This window comes from Chitinophagales bacterium, from assembly GCA_019694975.1.
Taxonomy (GTDB): Bacteria; Bacteroidota; Bacteroidia; order Chitinophagales; family UBA10324; genus JACCZZ01.
This window is the reverse complement of sequence record JAIBAY010000003.1, coordinates 298,491-315,200: the sequence shown is the minus strand read 5'-3', so window position 1 is coordinate 315,200 and position 16,710 is coordinate 298,491. Positions and strand designations below refer to the sequence as shown.

Here is a 16,710-nt window from a genome sequence, read left to right as displayed (position 1 = left end):
TTCTGAAAATCTTAAAAGCGATACAATCACATGTCAACTGTTTTCACCGGCACCGGCAGTTACATTCCGGAGCAAATCGTTACGAATGCGGATTTCGCCGCGCATACTTTCTATGATGAAAATCAAAAAGCGCTGCCACAGCCGGGCAATGTGATCGTGCGTAAATTCAAAGATATTACCGGCATCGAAGAGCGGCGGTATGTTACAGACGATTTACAGGCCTCCGATATCGGGGCCATCGCGGCTAAGCTGGCACTGCAGGATGCAGGTTGCTCCGGCGAAGAACTCGACCAGATTATAGCAGCGCACAATTTCGGTGACGTGCGGTCGGGCACCATTCAGACAGACATATTGCCCGGACTTTCTGCGCGCATAAAGCACTTGCTGCGTATTCAGCAACCGGATTGCGTGGCGTATGATATCCTGTTCGGTTGCCCGGGATGGTTGCAGGGCGTCATTCAGGCACACATTGCCATACAGGCCGGCGCCGCGAAGCGCTGCCTGGTGATTGGTACGGAAACACTCTCACGCGTGCTTGATCAGAACGACCGCGACTCCATGATTTTTGCGGACGGTGCCGGCGCTTCCGTGGTAGAATCGAAAGAGGAGAGTGGTGGCAGCGGCATCCTTTCCTACGCCGTGCAAAGCCATACCAACGACGAAGCGTATTACCTTTTTCTTGGCAAATCGAACCTGCCGGGCGCAGATCCTGCCGTACGGTATATAAAGATGAAAGGACGAAAAATTTATGAATATGCTTTATTGCATGTTCCGCTGGCGATGAAGCAATGCCTCGATAAAGCGGGCATCCATGTTTCGCAGCTGAAAAAGGTACTGATACACCAGGCCAATGAAAAGATGGATCATGCCATCATCGAACGGCTGTATTCATTGTATGGTATTCACCAGTTGCCTGAACAGATCATGCCCATGAGTATTCATAAACTGGGTAACAGCTCCGTGGCTACCGTCATCACGCTGTTTGATATGATACGGAAAGGAACACTGCAAGAACACCGGCTGCAACCCGGCGATTTGGTGCTGATGGCATCGGTAGGTGCCGGCATGCATATCAATGCGTTGTTATATCGTGTTTGAAGTTGTTGCACTCCATCTTAATAAAAATAACTCCACCCAATTGATTCGAATAATTTTTTCGGATCATACATCTGATTATTCTTCACCACCCACTTCACCCGACGAATGTCACTGATATTTGTTCCCGGATTCCCATCAACCAAAATCATATCTGCAGTTTTTCCTGCTTCAATTGTTCCGTATTGATTCAGCATCCTGCAATTTTTTGCGGCATTAAAAGTGGCACATTGCAATGCATTTAAAGGAGGAATGCCTGCCTGAACATACAATTCCAGTTCATGTGCCAATGCAAAGGCTTCACCGCCATCCGTTCCACTTACGATAAGAATGCCACTGTCATAAAATTTTTTCAATAGCTGCATCATGTTTTGAAAGGAGGCGAGATAGGTTGACTTTTTTTCCAAAGAACCCAGGCTTGATTTCGCTTCTAATCCCTGTTGCTGATCCACAGGCATCCAACTGATGATGGGTTTGATCACTTCATTTGTATCGCCGGGGAAAATGGTAAACATCTCCGCGAATACATTCATGGTGGGATCCAGTGAGATGTTTTTTTCTTTCATCAATGAAATGAATGAGGTCACTCCTTTGCTGTTGAGATCCAGATCTTTTGCTCTGTCAGCAACTACCAAAAATCTCTTTCGTGACCTGGTATCAATAGTATCCCCCATAAAATTCAGCATCACCATATTCATATGTGTGATTTCATTGTAGCCGTCCTGTATTGCCTTTGATGCCGTCATAAAGGAAGGAATGTGACCAGCAACGCGCAGACCACGTTTGTGTGCCTCCGCAGCAAGCGGAGCAACCCACTTTGGATCAATAGAGCTGTAGAGCTTAATCTGGCCAAAACCTTTTTCTGCATAATCATCGACGGCCCTTAGTCCTTCATCCAAATTTTTAACAATCGCACCTGTTGGTCCCTGGAAAGGACCTGCCTGGTCAATGAAGCCGGAAACATAACTGATATCAGGTCCCAGCACTTCATTTTTTGCAATGGCATCCCGCGTTAGCAACAGGTTATTGCTGTTTCCCATATCACGTACATGGGTAACTCCGCCCGCGAGGTAATTCAATCCTTCTGATTTATCATAATGCCCATGCATGTCCCACAATCCGGGCAACAGTGTTTTACCGGTGCCATCCATCTGCTTGTAATTCTCAGAAACCTTTACTTCGGATGACTTGCCAATCTGAGCAACCTTTCCATTGCTGACTACTACCGTCATTCCTTCCTGCATCACTGCATGTTCAGCATCGTACAGCCGGACATTGGTCACTGCAAATTGAAGAGGCAATGGTTCTGACAAGGCCTTCATTTGTTTTGCATAATAGCCTTTAGACTGTATTTCCTGCAGTGTATTCAGCGTGTCAGTCAACGATTCATAACCGCGCTGAATGGTAGAAAACCAATCATTCACATTTGCGAAGAAATGCTTGTCTTTATTGAGCCATGCGTAAAAAGGAGGTGTGTTTTCATTGAAATACAATTCACACAAATACAAAGTGATTGTTTTGCCGTTTACGGAAACTTTTTTTTCAATCAATGGCATCAGCTGGAGCGTGCCTCCACCAAAAGCAGTTGCCTTTTGCTTAGGCTGACGCAATAAAAATTTAACAACAGGTTCAATAAACCCGGGCGATGCCTGTCCGAAATAAATTTCGTTGTTAAAGGGCTCGGCATTTCTATCAGTATTCACCTGAGAAATGGCCGAGTCACCCTGGACAACATACGATTCCCGGTAAGCATTCTTAAAATAATCTATTCCTTCAACAGAGACTTTGATTATATGTCCGTCAGCATTCGTATTGATTTGTGAGAATACGCTGTCACCGCGTCCACGGTCATTGTATTTATAGAAGAAGTGATATTCCTGGTCGCTCTTCATCCAAATTTTTTGAATGCCGCAAATTTCTCCACCCTTCACAGCTGAATAAAAAAGAGTATCTGTGTTTTGTGCAGCAGAAATGATGCTAAGCAGGAGAGCAGGAAGCAACAGCAGGCAGGATTTTATTTTCATGTGATAAAGTGTTTAAAAATGGTTTTTTCATCTGTAATGTAGTATCATAGTAATAAACGGCATCAATTTCAGAAAATTAAGCCATTCTCATTCTCATCCTGATTCCGCAATCACTTCACCTCAGCCTGTTGTATTTCTTCATCATCTCCTTCAACCTTTCATGCGGAATGGCATATACCTTATTTCCATTGATTCCCTCCATGTCTTCAGCAGCTACCAATGCATTAATGATAGCCTCTTCCGTTGCTTCCACTGTTGCTTTGTAGACAGGATCCAATTCCCATTTCGGAATTACTTTCCAGCTTTCTGCTGTATTTTCTTTATTGTATTGTGGTGTTGCTGTGGAAAATGCAAGAAAAATTTCTCCTGAACCATTGTGCGAATACGTTCCTGTTCTGGCAATGCCATGCGTGACTCTTTTGGCAACCTGCTTTAATTGTCCTGGCAATAAAGGCGCATTGGTTCCAACAATCACGATGATGGAACCATCCTTTCTTCCGGTCTCATCATACACAGGAAGCAGGTCTGTGATTTCTTTTCCGACCGGAACTCCGGTAATGGTCAGCTCTTCCCTTCCGCCAAAATTCGCCTGCACAAAAACGCCCAATGTATAGTTCACCGAATCAATGGTGAACATCCTGGAAGCTGTTCCGCTGCCGCCTTTAAACTCATAACAAACCATGCCTGTTCCGCCGCCCACATTGCCTTCTTTAATCATGCCGCTTTTTGCGCTGTCGAGTGCCTGCCAGACATGTTCTGCTTTTACATGAAAGCCGTTAATGTCATTCAATCCTCCGTCCCAGGTTTCTGCTGCTACCGGCAGGCCGAACGAATAATCTACAAACTCACCCTGAGAGAAATGGTTCACACTCCAGGAGCCGATGGCATCCTTCACCGTTCCGACACTGTTTGTATTGGTGATGCCAATGGGCCCATAACCCATTCCATAGTCTTCGATGTAAGGCAGGCCCGTCATCTCCCCGTCGCCATTCAGTGAGAACCAGGCAGCAGGATAACCGTCATTGGTTTTTCCTTTCGGCAGTATCACTGTGACACCAGTACGTACCGGCCCCTTGCCTGCAACCAGTTTTCCTGATCCTGAGATCAGCGTTTTGTAACCCACCAGCACACCGGGCACGTCGGTGATGGCATTGTATTTTCCGGGCGTGCCATCGAAGGGAATGCCGAGGTCACGGGCACGCAAATCAGGCTGTGCCATGGCCAGCAGGTGCGACAGGCAAATGAAAATGATCAGCAGACATTTCATGTAATATCAGTTAAAATCAATGGAGTAAGATAATACTTAGGTCTCTTGAAACGGGCAGAAAAGGAAGGAATCATGAAGTCTCCTGCCGGTCTTTCACCATCCGGCATCAGAACGATTGTTTGAGTCATGCATCTGTGTCCCTGTTCTGCGTCACATTTCACCTTACGTGGCTTTCGCAAAGCCGGATTGGCAAATCCAAACAATAAAGAATTACAATTCTGGCAGCAGGATAATCATCCGATCGAATTGATTGCAACTGCCATGATAGAATAAAAAGTAGGTTATATTCATTAAAATCCGGTTGAAGCAGGAATTGTTTTCCGGGCTGAAGATTATCTATATTGCAGTGTTGCAGATTATGCCGGGGAAAAGGCTTAATAGAGATTGAGGGCTTTGGAAGTGGTATTCACAGCCACAAGTCTTCCTTGCCGCACAGCGCTGCCAAAACTTGTGAGAGTATGAAGGCGGTTATATTGTGCAAATTCAATCAGCAGATTTTATTGCAACGAAAACAACCTGTGGTGTAAGAATAAATTCTGTTCAATCATTTAAAAATTAACAAAATGAAAAGACTACTACAGAAGAGGATTTATTCAATCATCATTACTACAATGATGTTTTCTTCAAACGCCAATGCACAAAATGTAAATATTCCTGATGCTGCGTTTAAAGCAAAGCTTGTAAACAATCCTGCAATAAACACCAACGGTGATGGGGAAATACAAGTTGATGAAGCCGCTGCTTTCAATGGGTTTTTGAATGTTCAGGCTATTCCCTATCAGCCTTTGATACAGAACTTAACAGGCATTGAGGCATTTACAGCACTTACCGGTTTAAATTGTTCCGGCCATCTGTATATATACAGTTTGAATGTAACGGCTAATACAGCACTTACTTATCTGAGTTGTTGGGGCCTTTCATTATCGAATTTAAATGTTTCTAATAATACTGCACTTACTTACCTGAATTGCGAAAACAATAACATAGCAAGTTTAAATGTGGCAGCTAATACTGCGCTTACTGATTTGAATTGCAGTGATAATAATTTAACAAGTTTAAATGTATCTGCTAATACAGCACTTACTTCCTTGCAGTGTGAAATCAATAATTTATCAAGTTTAGATGTAACGGCCAATACTGCACTAACTACTTTGGCTTGTTACACCAATCAATTGACAAGTTTAAATGTTACAGCTAATACTGCACTTACTTATCTTGGGTGTGCTTACAATCAATTAACAAGTTTAAATGTAGCGGCTAATGCTGCACTTACCAATTTGACATGCTCGCACAATCAATTTACAAGTCTGAATATACAAAACGGGAATAACGCGAATTTAACTTTAGATGCCGAAGTAAACCCCGGCCTCACCTGCATCCAGGTGGATAATGTAGCCAATGCAAATAGTTATAATGGAGTTACTTTTTTTAAAGATGCTGCTGCAAGTTACAGTACTGATTGTGGAATATCGTCTGTTCCTGTTATTGACAACCTGGCTACCGTGCAAATTTTTCCCAATCCTGCCAGCAGTCATCTCACTATCGCTTTAGGGAACAACAACAAAAAAGTGATAATAACAATCGTTGACATCACCGGAAAAATAATTTACGCAACAACGGCAAGTGATACCCAAAAGACAGAAGTGTTCACAAATGATTTTGCCACGGGCGTATATGCTATACACATTCAAACACCTGATTTTATGGTGACGAAAAAATTGGTAATTGAAAAATAGATTCAATTCAAACCTTTTAAAAAAAATTAAGAATTAAAATAATCACAAGAATCATTTTGCCCGCTTTAATTGGCCCGGGCAATGCTACCAATGGACAATCCCCATCCGGCGCCGGTGTACATCTGAAGCAGGTATACCACTGACTATAATACCGTTGAAGCAGGCTTTGTCCGCGAGTCTCAGGATTACTGCTATAGTTTGGCAATTGATTATTCAGGAGAAAAAAGGGGTAGCTTGATGCGGAGCTGATTCAGCGAAAGACATCTTCTGATAATCTCTTTCTCCCTTATGTTGTTACAGGATACCTTGATTAGCGCAATCGTTCCCCTCCCTCAGATCTTGTCTGCAAACGAGTGCGAGTTGGTTTTTTTCTGAACCGTTCAGAGCGATTAACCATACTCCCTTCCTTCAGCTTCTCCGCCAGCTGCAGTGCATCAAATATCTCCTGTATGTTGCCAATGATGAAATCTGGCAAGGCATAGTTGGTCATGCCGATGCGGTGGCCGGTGACACGGGCCTGCGGATAATTGCAGGTGCGCACTTTGGCAGAACGGTCGCCCGTGGACAAAATTACTGTTGATAAACCAGCTGCTCCTTATAAACTTTATCATTCACGGTCACTTTCACCAGGTAGGTCCCTGCAGAAAAAACTTCATTGAATGTCACCTCTGCTTGAAGCAATCCGTTGTTCATTTGTTTTCGATTCAGGTAAACTGATTGACCCAATACATTGAATAACTGAATTTCAACAGTTGCGGAAATTTCAGTTGCATCATGCAGCTCAATTGCAAATGCACCATTCGCCGGATTAGGGTAAACAAGCAATTTGGCAGGCGCTGTTTCATTCATGCTTTCATCCAGCCTGCAGGATTTTACAACTTCTACCGGCGCTGAAGTTTTGGTGCAACTGTCCGTATTGGTTACATCCACAGTGTATTTTGCAGCCATTACAGCCGTATAATTTTTATTGGTGGCTCCGGCAATACTTTGATATCCTTTACTCCATTGGTAAAGGAATCCGCTTCCGCCATTTGCTTGCAGCACTACACTTCCGGTTACACAAATGTCAAGCGATCCCTGAGGCGTAATTATAGCATGATGTGATGGATTCAGGTTGATGCTTATGGGTTCAGCTGTTGCGTGGCAGCCGAAATCATTGGCCTCCTCAACACTGTAGTTTCCTCCCTTTCCTATATTATAATGTGCACCGGTGGCGCCCGGAATTTCTATGCCCTCTTTTTTCCATTGGTAGCTGATGCCGGCACCACCATTTGCAGCAAGAACAATGGAAACACCTTTGCAGTCATCACGTCTACTTAACATTGTTATCGTTGCTGCCATCATATTTTCATCAACCGCATCATTGCAATTATCATCTATCCCGTTGCACACATCTGTCATTCCGGGATTCACTATATTATCTGAATCATTGCAATCATTTCCGCCTGTTAAATCTGTTGCGGTAAATCCTGTTCCTGGATGGGTGCATTGCACAATTCCATCTCCGGTATAATAATGATCTCCATCTGCATCAAGATACCAGTTAGTTAATTGTTGAAGGATGATATCTGTTCCATTGTCGCTGCCAACTACCTTTGGTTTATCTGCAACCACGCGAATGCGATAATGCGTGCCGGCAACCGTGTTTTCAGGAATTACTGCATTTACTGTGCCGCTGCTGTTACTTTCAATGCTTCCGATTATCGTTGGCGAATAAAAGCTTCCATTCAGATCAGATAATTCTGCCGTGAAAATATTTCCACTGCCGATTATACCCGAAGCATTAAATGAAACAACAACCGTATTTCCGGCGCAAATGGGGTTTGGTGAAATCCATTCCGTCTGAATCAAACATGCGGATTGCTCAAAGCCCTGCGTTAATATACTGTTGCCGGCCGTTAGCGTGGGAGTAATCGTTTCGCCAAGCGTCCATGATAATGAAATACCTCCGGCGGTTTGATTGCCGCCATTAGTTGACAATACATCGCGGCTGAGTGATTGCGCCGCGCTTACTAATGAGAGCATACTAAACACCACCAGCAGCATGAATGAAGCACAATATTTCATAAAAAAATTTTAGCGTGATATTGCCTTGAACTGCTTAATTCTTGTTTAAAAGATTTCCATCCGCTTTTTCTTTTTGCTGCGAGATCAGCTCCATGTAAGTTGAAAGACTACTTTGATATTCCGCAAGAAAACTATTTTCATCTGCCAGTATACTTTTCATTTTAGGAACCCTGTTAATCTCGACTCCTCGTTTCGTAATTTCTGTGCTGGCATGCGCAAGAATTGCATGTACCGCCTCCGGATTCTTTTTTACCATTTCTTTCATATACTCATAACCGGAGGAATATTTCTGCAAATCACGCTGCGTGAAATCCTGCGCTTCGACAATTTGGTGTTGCGTCTCAGTTCTCGTTATCAGGGGCATTTTAAAATCTGGGTCTTTCGATTGGAGATAACTCACCACAGCATCCATCTGGTTTTTCAGTTCATCCCGTTCTCTTTGCATTTGCGCCATGCGCGGAGCAAGCACATTATTGTTTGCACTTACCACTGTATTTATAAATGAAACTCCGTTTGTCATCTTGCTTTCTGACCAGGCAATGCCGACCATGCTGGTATAATCTTCCGCCGTCATTTTTTCTTCACTCACTGCAATGCCAATTCCATCATTGTTACCTGAGGCAATAATGTAATCGCCAATATTTACAATGCCTTTAACTTTCACAGGAACCTGCCCCATAAATGCCACTTTTTCATAATCCTTTTCTTTTCCCTTCTCAGGCACATTACCCAAAACCATGGGAGCAGAAGAGATCGCCATCAGTTGATTTATTCCTGTTGTTTTTTTGGAAATTTTCCCGCCAACCACTCCAACGATATCGCCGGGAGCCAGTTGTTCTGCAACAGAGGCGCGTGGCAGCCATTCAGCATAATCAGCACTGCCGGACGTATAGGAAACACCCTGTTCAATTTCTAACTGTAATGCTTCTGCGCCCCAATTACCTGCAAGATCACCAATTTGAGCAGCATCAATTAATGCCATATCAAAATCATCAACACCAAGATTATCGGCTACTACTGCAGCTATGCTGAGCGCAAACTCCAAAGACTGGGCAGTCTGCCAGAAAGCATATGTCCAGCTATTATGAATCTCATCGGCAGTCTGGCCTTCAATTGCACCAACAGCACTTGGGTGATTGTCCCAGAAGGTGATGAAGTTATTGGCCATAGCCGGGTCAGCTTCATCTACCTTTATCAAAATTCCTGCTTTCGCGCCTGTAACGTATAAAGGGTAAGATCCGGGATTACCCTGGTTAACTGTACTATTGGTACTTACAATTTTAACCTGCCCTTCATCGCCTGTATTAAGTGTAAGATCGCCTTCAATAGTTGTACCGCCTTGAATAATTGCACCGGCTTGAATAGTTGCACTGCCTTCGATGATTGCATCGCCGGCAACATCAAGTTTGGAATCAGGGGAGGTAGTACCAATTCCCAGATTGCCGCTTATCCAGCTGTTATTACTGCCAGTGCTCCCCGTAGTCAGCGAGACATCAGCATTTCCCTGGGGGTCATACAAATTAATATAGCCTTGTTGGGCATCTGTACTGATATCAAACAAAGGAGTTGCATCAGACCTGTCAATTCTAAAAGGAGCGTTGGCAAGAGAAGGTGCTTTAATATGAAGTTGATAAGCGGGTGAGCTGGTTCCAATACCCACATTTACGCCATTCCCAAGCACCATGCTGTTGCTCGTGCTTACCATCGCATCATTACCTATAGCAATGGCATTGGTGAGATTGCCTGAGCCAACATTGGCGCTTTTACCTAATGCAATGTTATCGCTGCCGGTAGTATTTGCACTTAATGCAGCAGCTCCAATAGCAACATTGTTTTCTCCGGTTGTGTTATTGGAAAGAGCATATTCACCTAAAGCAGTGTTAACTGTTCCGGCAGTGTTTAATTGCAGGGCATTCCAGCCAATTGCCGTATTCAGATTTCCGGTGCTGTTCATCAAGAGTGCACTGTTTCCAATTGCGGTATTAAATGAACCGGTAGTATTGCCCTGAAAGGCATCTTTTCCTATTGCGACATTTTCACTTCCGGTAGTATTACTAAGAAACGCTTTTGATCCTATTACTGTGTTGCTGCTTCCTGTGGTATTGCTTTGAGCAGCATTTTTACCGATTGCTATATTATTTTCTCCCACTGTATTAGATGCAAGAGAATATTCACCAAGTGCCGTATTACTATTCCCACCGGTATTCGAAAAAAGCGCTGACCAACCCACGGCGGTGTTAAAACTTCCCGTAGTATTTGAAAAAAGAGATTGGTAGCCAATTGCTGTATTGAGTGTGCCGGTAGTATTGGAATCGAGCGCAAGTGTACCAACTGCAGTATTATGATCAATGTTGCCTCCTCCTCTTCCTACTCTGACTGAATTGACGGATGCATCAGCAGTAACTTCAAGTTTAAAGGTTGGTTCAGAAGTTCCAATACCAACATTCGCATTATTGCCAAGAATCAACGTGTTGCTTTTATTAACAATAGTATTGGCGCCTATCGCTGTGGCATTGATCAGATCAGGTGAAAGCAGGTCGGCCTGGTAGCCGATCACCGTATTATTGCTTCCGGTGGTATTCGTAAACATGGAATAATTTCCAATGGCAGTATTAGACCCTCCGGTAGTATTGCTGAACAAAGAGTAGTTACCCAGCGCCGTGTTGTTATAACCGGTATTGGAGAACAGGGAATAGTTTCCGACCGCAGTATTTGCATTTCCTGTTGTATTGTTAAAGAGCGTATAGTCGCCAAATGCAGTATTAAAATTTCCGGTCGTATTATTAGAAAGTGAATAGTAGCCGCCCGCAGTATTATAGTTGCCGATTGTATTGTTCCTGAGCACTTCAAAACCAATAGCAGTATTGGTTTTTACATTGCTGCTTCCATTCCCTGTTCCAACTCTAACATTATTGAATGAAGCATCATCGCTTACATGCAATTTAAATTCAGGAGTTGCAACACCGATGCCCACATTACTTCCATTATTGTAAATATTGGAGGAAGAAGTAACCCAGGAAGTGCCATCCCAATAGGGAGTATTTCCTTCTGCTGTACCATCAGCAAGTCCTGCTCCGTTTGAGCTGCCGGCAGCATTCGAATAGATTGCATAGGGAACACTGAGGAGTTGCGAGGTGCCCATCAGCAAATAGTTTGTTCCCCCGGAAGCATCCATTTCTACCTGCAGATATTTAGCTCCGTTTCCCCAGTTAATGTTGCTGAAGGCCCCGCTTACCACTGTTCCCTGGCCGATATTCAGGCTAAACAATCCCAATGAGGTGGTGGTAACACTTTGTGTTTCCTGATAAACAACCGGTCCTGCATTGCTTCCATCCAATATGCTGAAGCGAAGAGAGATGTTTTGATCGGCTATCAAATTGCCGACACTATCATGAGCTACTGCCTGATAGGGAAAAGCCTGCGGTGCCTGTGCATGAACAGTAATTCCAGCAAGCATACTGCACAATACCAAGACTATTAATTGAATGGTTTGTTTTTTCATTTCATTGATGTTTTACATAGGATTTCACAGGAAGCGATCGCACAGCTGGTTAACACAAGTATTTATTTGCTAAGAATCATCTGCTTGGTATCAATCACCTGACCGTCAATCAACAATGAATATTGGTAAGTGCCCGATGACAATAAGCTATAATCAACATTCACGGTTCCAAAACCATTCTTCAGGTTACTGAATACTTCAATTGAAGCACCGGTAAGATCGGTGATTACGAGTTCCGCCGTTTTAGCCGAGGAAGGAATGTAGAACCTGATGATACTTGATTGCATAAACGGATTAGGAACGTTTTGTTCGAGTTTAGGTAAATCAATATTTGTAACATCACCTGTAGATTTATTAGCACTGCAACACTGAGAAAGCGATTGCTCAAAATTTGTCATCTTATTCATCACCTCATCCAGCTTGCTGCTTAGTACATTGATTTGCGCCTGCTGATCAGCAATCAGCTGATCTTTTTGATTGAGTTGATTCTGGAAGCTGCTCACTACTGAAGGATCAATCAACGATTGCTGAACATCAGCTTTCACTTCATCCACTTTGCCGTTAAGTTCCTGAATAGCTTTTGTCAGCAACGGGGTAATGCCGGCATAGTTCACCATCCAGGTGCCTCCTTCTTTACTATCTAACTCGCCTTCGTCGCCTTTTAACACAGCCTGAGGATATACATCATATAATTCCTGAGCCACAAAACCTGCATTCACTGTTTGCCCATCCGCTTTCCATTCATAATCTCTTACCTTCATTTGCATTACGGTATTCAATCCCATGGTAGTATTTCTAATGTTTTTCTTCAACCGTTGATCTGAAGAAGAAAAGAGCAAGGTTTGATTGGATCCGTTGCCATATAAGCAACCGACTTCGGTTGCATTAACCCGGAATTGAATGTACCGTGAACCATTCGCATTGTCAAGAACATCAGTCATAATGGCACCGCCATTTGAATGAGTGTTTTGAATAAAAGCGATATAATTACCAACATTATTATTTCCACCATCCGTTGATCCTATCACAGACAATGGTATTGCTGGGGTACTTGTTCCTATTCCGAAATTACCGCCAAGAAGAAAGCTGCTTCCATCAGCATCAAACCTAACAGTTTCAGTAGCACCGGAAGTTTTGAAAATACTTAGAAGCCCGGCATCATTGGCTGTTTCAGAAAATGAGAAAATATTTGTCAATGCGCTGTGATGCTGAATCACAAAAGGATTTGTACCTGTACCGCTCGCCTTTATATGGAGCCGGGAGGCAGGAGCAGCTGTTCCAATACCAACATTACCATTGCCGAGTAAGGTCATTACTGTTACATTTGGACTGGTGGTTGCCCCATTGTTTAAACAAATATCAAACTGTGTACTGGCATTGATACCTGTGGCATAACTGCCTAATTTGAATGACGCTACCATATCCCATTTATTTGCCGGAGTTCCCTGTCTTGTGAGATTAAACCTGCTTGTTGGAGACACAATGCCTGCTGTAGTGGGTGGGTTTGAAAAGAATTTACCTGTTTCGTAATTGTTGGCTTTTATTACTAAGTCAACTGCATCAGTGGTTCCTATAAAGTTAGTTCCTGCTGAGGTTCCTGTATTGCCTGTTGTTGACCATATACTCAGTGTATTTGCATTTACCCATGATGCTTTGCCAGTTGCATCAGAGGTTAGCACCCTGCCGGCAGATTGTGTACCATCCGCAAGTTTAAATGTTCCTGTTACATCAAGTGTAGCGGCAGGGGCTGTGTTGCCGATGCCTAAGCTTCCGCCATTAAGGTAACTGTCACCACTGGTTGCAAGGTTAACTTTTTTATCACCACTGCCATTATATAGTGATGCGTTTCCATTTCCAACACCTCCTTGTTCAACCGTAAAAAGCGGAGTAGTTGCATTGCTTTTTTCCACATAAATAGGGGTAGTTGAATTGCCGAAGGATTTAATATGCATCCGGGAAGTCGGAGTGGATGTGCCTATACCGATGTTGGCACTATTTCCAAGCACCAGTGCATTGCTTGCACTAACAATGGCATTGGCTCCAATGGCCGTTGCATTGGAGAGATTAACTAATGAAACATTTGCCCCAGCTCCTATTGCTGTATTATTACTTCCTGTGGTGTTTGCATTCAGAGCATTATCGCCAATGGCAGTATTACTGTTTCCGGTAGTATTTGCCTGCGCAGCGTTATTTCCTATTGCATTGTTGAACGAACCATTGGTATTACCGCCAAGCGCATATTCTCCTAAAGCATTGTTACTGTTTCCGATCGTATTAGCAGTTAAGGAAAAACTGCCCACTGCGGTATTGAGTGTTCCAACCGTATTACTGAGCAGCGCCTGATAACCATTGGCTGTATTGAGTCCTCCTGTGCTATTGGATTTAAGGGCCTGGTAACCAATGGCGGTATTGAAGTCTCCTGCGCTGTTAACATTCAGCGTTTGGGTGCCCATTACCGTATTGCCTGATTGTCCTCCATTGCCTCTTCCTATTTTCACACTGTTAATCGATGCATCACCACTCACATCCAGCTTGTATAAGGGAGTGGTTGTTCCAATTCCAATATTATTACCATCATCAAAGAGGAGACCATCCGTTAATGTTGTTCCATTCCATTTTGGAACTTTATTAATCGTACTGCTGCCGACTTCAGGATCAGTTTCGGCACCACCTGTACCTGTAATTGTAAAGGAAGGATAAGTGCCGGTTACTGAAACACTGCCTGCACCGGCTATGGTAACCGTTTGATCAGGCAATGTATTAGTAACAGTTCCGCCGGCGATAGAAATGCCTGTTCCAGCAGAGAAGGTATTGGCTACGGTTGTCCATTTCGTACCGGTATAATAATAAAATCCTGCCGTGCTGTTGGTTTGAAAAATCAACAATCCTGTAGCAGGAGTGGTTATTGCATCGCGTTGTGCTTTTGTCATTCTTGGAACAAGCGCGCCCTTGGTGGTGGAAGAAATATCCAGCAATGAAGAGCCGTCAGGAGTAATCGTTCCGATTCCCGCTGCACCACTCGCCGGAAAAGTATTTGTTTGTGCCTTCAGTAAAGTGGTGGCGAACAGAATGAACAAAATGGCGCGGAGTGTAATCATCATTTTCATGGGAGGTTGGTTTTGAGGTGATGAAATGCTGATAATTGCTGCGGGAAGACAAGTAAAGAAGTAAGATATGATAGATATTTGTAACTGTTCCAATTTTTATTGTAGGGCTAAGTAATCTATCCTTTTGTGGATGTGCATGCCGATAAACAATTGCGGAACGCAAGTAGGGTTGGCTTGCTGCATATATTTTCTTTCTAAAGTAACTGTTTGCAGGCGGAGTCGAGTAGATTTACATGGGTGTTTAGCAAAATTTCAAAAAGGGGGGCCTGTTGGTTAATCAAAGTGTGGTGCTTCTAATGAAGTGTGTGCAAGCTAAAAAAATGCAACAGGGGAAAGCGGGAGAAAAGTTTATCTGTTTGTTGCATTTTTTTGACGAACAGTATCCACCTTTTTCAAAACTTCGCCAAGCTATGATGCGTTGCCGGCAACCTTAACCGCTCCGAACCAACAGGGTGCTAACATCAAACAGACATGATAAGAAATATAATTTTACTGCTCACTTTGACGCTGACATTTTTGAGTGCAAGCGGACAAGATGCTGCTGCACTTTTGCTAAATGGTGCGGTGAAAGTTGATAATCCCGAACAACTTTCTGACAGTGTTTACAAAATGCTTTCATCTTTTCAAATTGTAATGGTTGGCGAAATGCACGGCACAAACAAACCTGCACAACTTGTAACAGGACTTGCAAAACTTTTTACAAGCAAAGGCGACAGCGTTCAGGTTGGTTTAGAAATTTTGCCAGAGCAAATGCAACGCTATAATTCATTGCATACCGACAGCAGTATTTATAAATCTCAATTCTTTGCAAACCCACCACAGCAAGATGGCAGAGCATCTTTTGCATGGGCTAATATTATTGCCAGGTTAAATGACAATCCGAAAGTTCAGATTTTCTTTTATGACATCAACAAAGGGAAAGAAGAAATGTATTCAAGAGACAGTATCATGTTTTCAAAAATTAAAAAACAATACTTGCTGCATCCCACATGGAAAATGATAACTATTAGCGGTAATGCTCACAATAGCAACCAACCGGACAAAATGATTACTTACTTGCGAAAGGACAAAGAATTGAATCTTGATGCAAAGACAATTTGTTCGCTCAATAATTATTATGCAAAGGGAACATGCAACGCCAACTTCGGAAAAGGTTTAGAGTTGAAGTATCTTGAATCGCCTGAATCAGCGTATGACACCATACTTCCTTTTCCCGATTACCTCTATCTGTATTCTGCAAAATCAAATGCACCATACACAGGTGCGTATTACACGCGATACATGACACCTGCAAAAATGGTTTTCAATTATCAGGAAAAGATTGACACAGCCGCCATTCATAAACAACTCAAAGCAATTTTTGACCGGGACCAAAAGACACGGGCAAGAGGCGATTCATCGCAATTCATGGGTTATATTGACAGCACAAACCAAATTGTAGTGGAAGCGCTCATTAATAAATATGGATGGTTAGACCGAAGTATTTTCGGCGCAGCAAGCAACTATGTTTGTTACATAGTTATTCAACATGCACCAATTGAGAAACAAAAAAAATATTTACCGATGCTGATGCAATCAGTTGCCGATGACGAATCACGGTCAGTTGACTTGGCATATTTGCAAGACAGAGTTTTGATGAGAGAAAACAAAAAACAGATTTACGGTTCGCAGCTTGTTCCTGATAAAGAGACAGGCGGTTGGAAATTTTATCCGATAGAAGATGAAAAAAATGTAAACATTCGCAGAGCGAAAATCGGATTAGAGCCAATGGAAGAATACGCTAAAAATTTTGGCATTGATTATCAATTGCCAAACAATTAAAAATGGAATCAAGAAAAGAACATTGGGAAAATGGTTACACCACTAAACAACCCCACGAAGTAAGTTGGACACAAGAGTTACCAAAAACATC

The 16,710-nt window shown here is 43.0% G+C and carries 9 protein-coding genes; 3 read left to right on the top strand and 6 right to left on the bottom strand.

Annotated elements, in window-relative coordinates; translation table 11 throughout:
* Positions 1-30 precede the first annotated feature (30 nt).
* Positions 31-1,098: a ketoacyl-ACP synthase III gene (locus K1X61_07750; GenBank protein MBX7108523.1), complete on the top strand. Its 1,068-nt coding sequence runs from the start codon at positions 31-33 to the stop codon at positions 1,096-1,098.
* Between the two features lie 17 nt (positions 1,099-1,115).
* Here K1X61_07750 and K1X61_07745 read toward each other — a convergent pair whose 3' ends face one another.
* Together K1X61_07745 and K1X61_07740 are read right to left on the bottom strand one after the other, a co-directional pair.
* On the bottom strand, positions 1,116-3,119 hold the full coding sequence (locus K1X61_07745) for an amidohydrolase family protein (GenBank protein ID MBX7108522.1): 2,004 nt from the start codon (positions 3,117-3,119) through the stop codon (positions 1,116-1,118).
* Positions 3,120-3,234: 115 nt separating this feature from the next.
* Positions 3,235-4,386: a P1 family peptidase gene (locus tag K1X61_07740; GenBank protein MBX7108521.1), complete on the bottom strand. Its 1,152-nt coding sequence runs from the start codon at positions 4,384-4,386 to the stop codon at positions 3,235-3,237.
* 563 nt (positions 4,387-4,949) lie between these two features.
* On the opposite strand from K1X61_07740, the gene K1X61_07735 reads away from it, so the two are divergent.
* Positions 4,950-6,122: a T9SS type A sorting domain-containing protein gene (locus K1X61_07735; GenBank protein MBX7108520.1), complete on the top strand. Its 1,173-nt coding sequence runs from the start codon at positions 4,950-4,952 to the stop codon at positions 6,120-6,122.
* A 310-nt stretch (positions 6,123-6,432) separates the two neighbouring features.
* Here K1X61_07735 and K1X61_07730 read toward each other — a convergent pair whose 3' ends face one another.
* The 4 genes from K1X61_07730 to K1X61_07715 all read right to left on the bottom strand — a co-directional run bounded on the left by K1X61_07730 (position 6,433) and on the right by K1X61_07715 (position 14,792).
* Positions 6,433-6,690, bottom strand: a complete 258-nt coding sequence (locus K1X61_07730) for a hypothetical protein (protein ID MBX7108519.1) — start codon at positions 6,688-6,690, stop codon at positions 6,433-6,435.
* A gap of 2 nt (positions 6,691-6,692) precedes the next feature.
* Positions 6,693-8,189 carry a T9SS type A sorting domain-containing protein gene (locus K1X61_07725; protein MBX7108518.1) on the bottom strand — a complete coding sequence of 499 codons (1,497 nt, stop codon included), beginning with the start codon at positions 8,187-8,189 and terminating at the stop codon, positions 6,693-6,695.
* A gap of 34 nt (positions 8,190-8,223) precedes the next feature.
* A complete protein-coding gene (locus K1X61_07720; protein ID MBX7108517.1) occupies positions 8,224-11,691 on the bottom strand; it encodes a hypothetical protein in 3,468 nt (1,155 codons plus the stop codon).
* 62 nt (positions 11,692-11,753) lie between these two features.
* On the bottom strand, positions 11,754-14,792 hold the full coding sequence (locus tag K1X61_07715) for a tail fiber domain-containing protein (GenBank protein MBX7108516.1): 3,039 nt from the start codon (positions 14,790-14,792) through the stop codon (positions 11,754-11,756).
* 477 nt (positions 14,793-15,269) lie between these two features.
* Between K1X61_07715 and K1X61_07710 the strand changes: the two genes are divergently transcribed.
* A complete protein-coding gene (locus K1X61_07710) occupies positions 15,270-16,619 on the top strand; it encodes a hypothetical protein (GenBank protein MBX7108515.1) in 1,350 nt (449 codons plus the stop codon).
* The last annotated feature ends 91 nt before the right edge of the window (positions 16,620-16,710 follow it).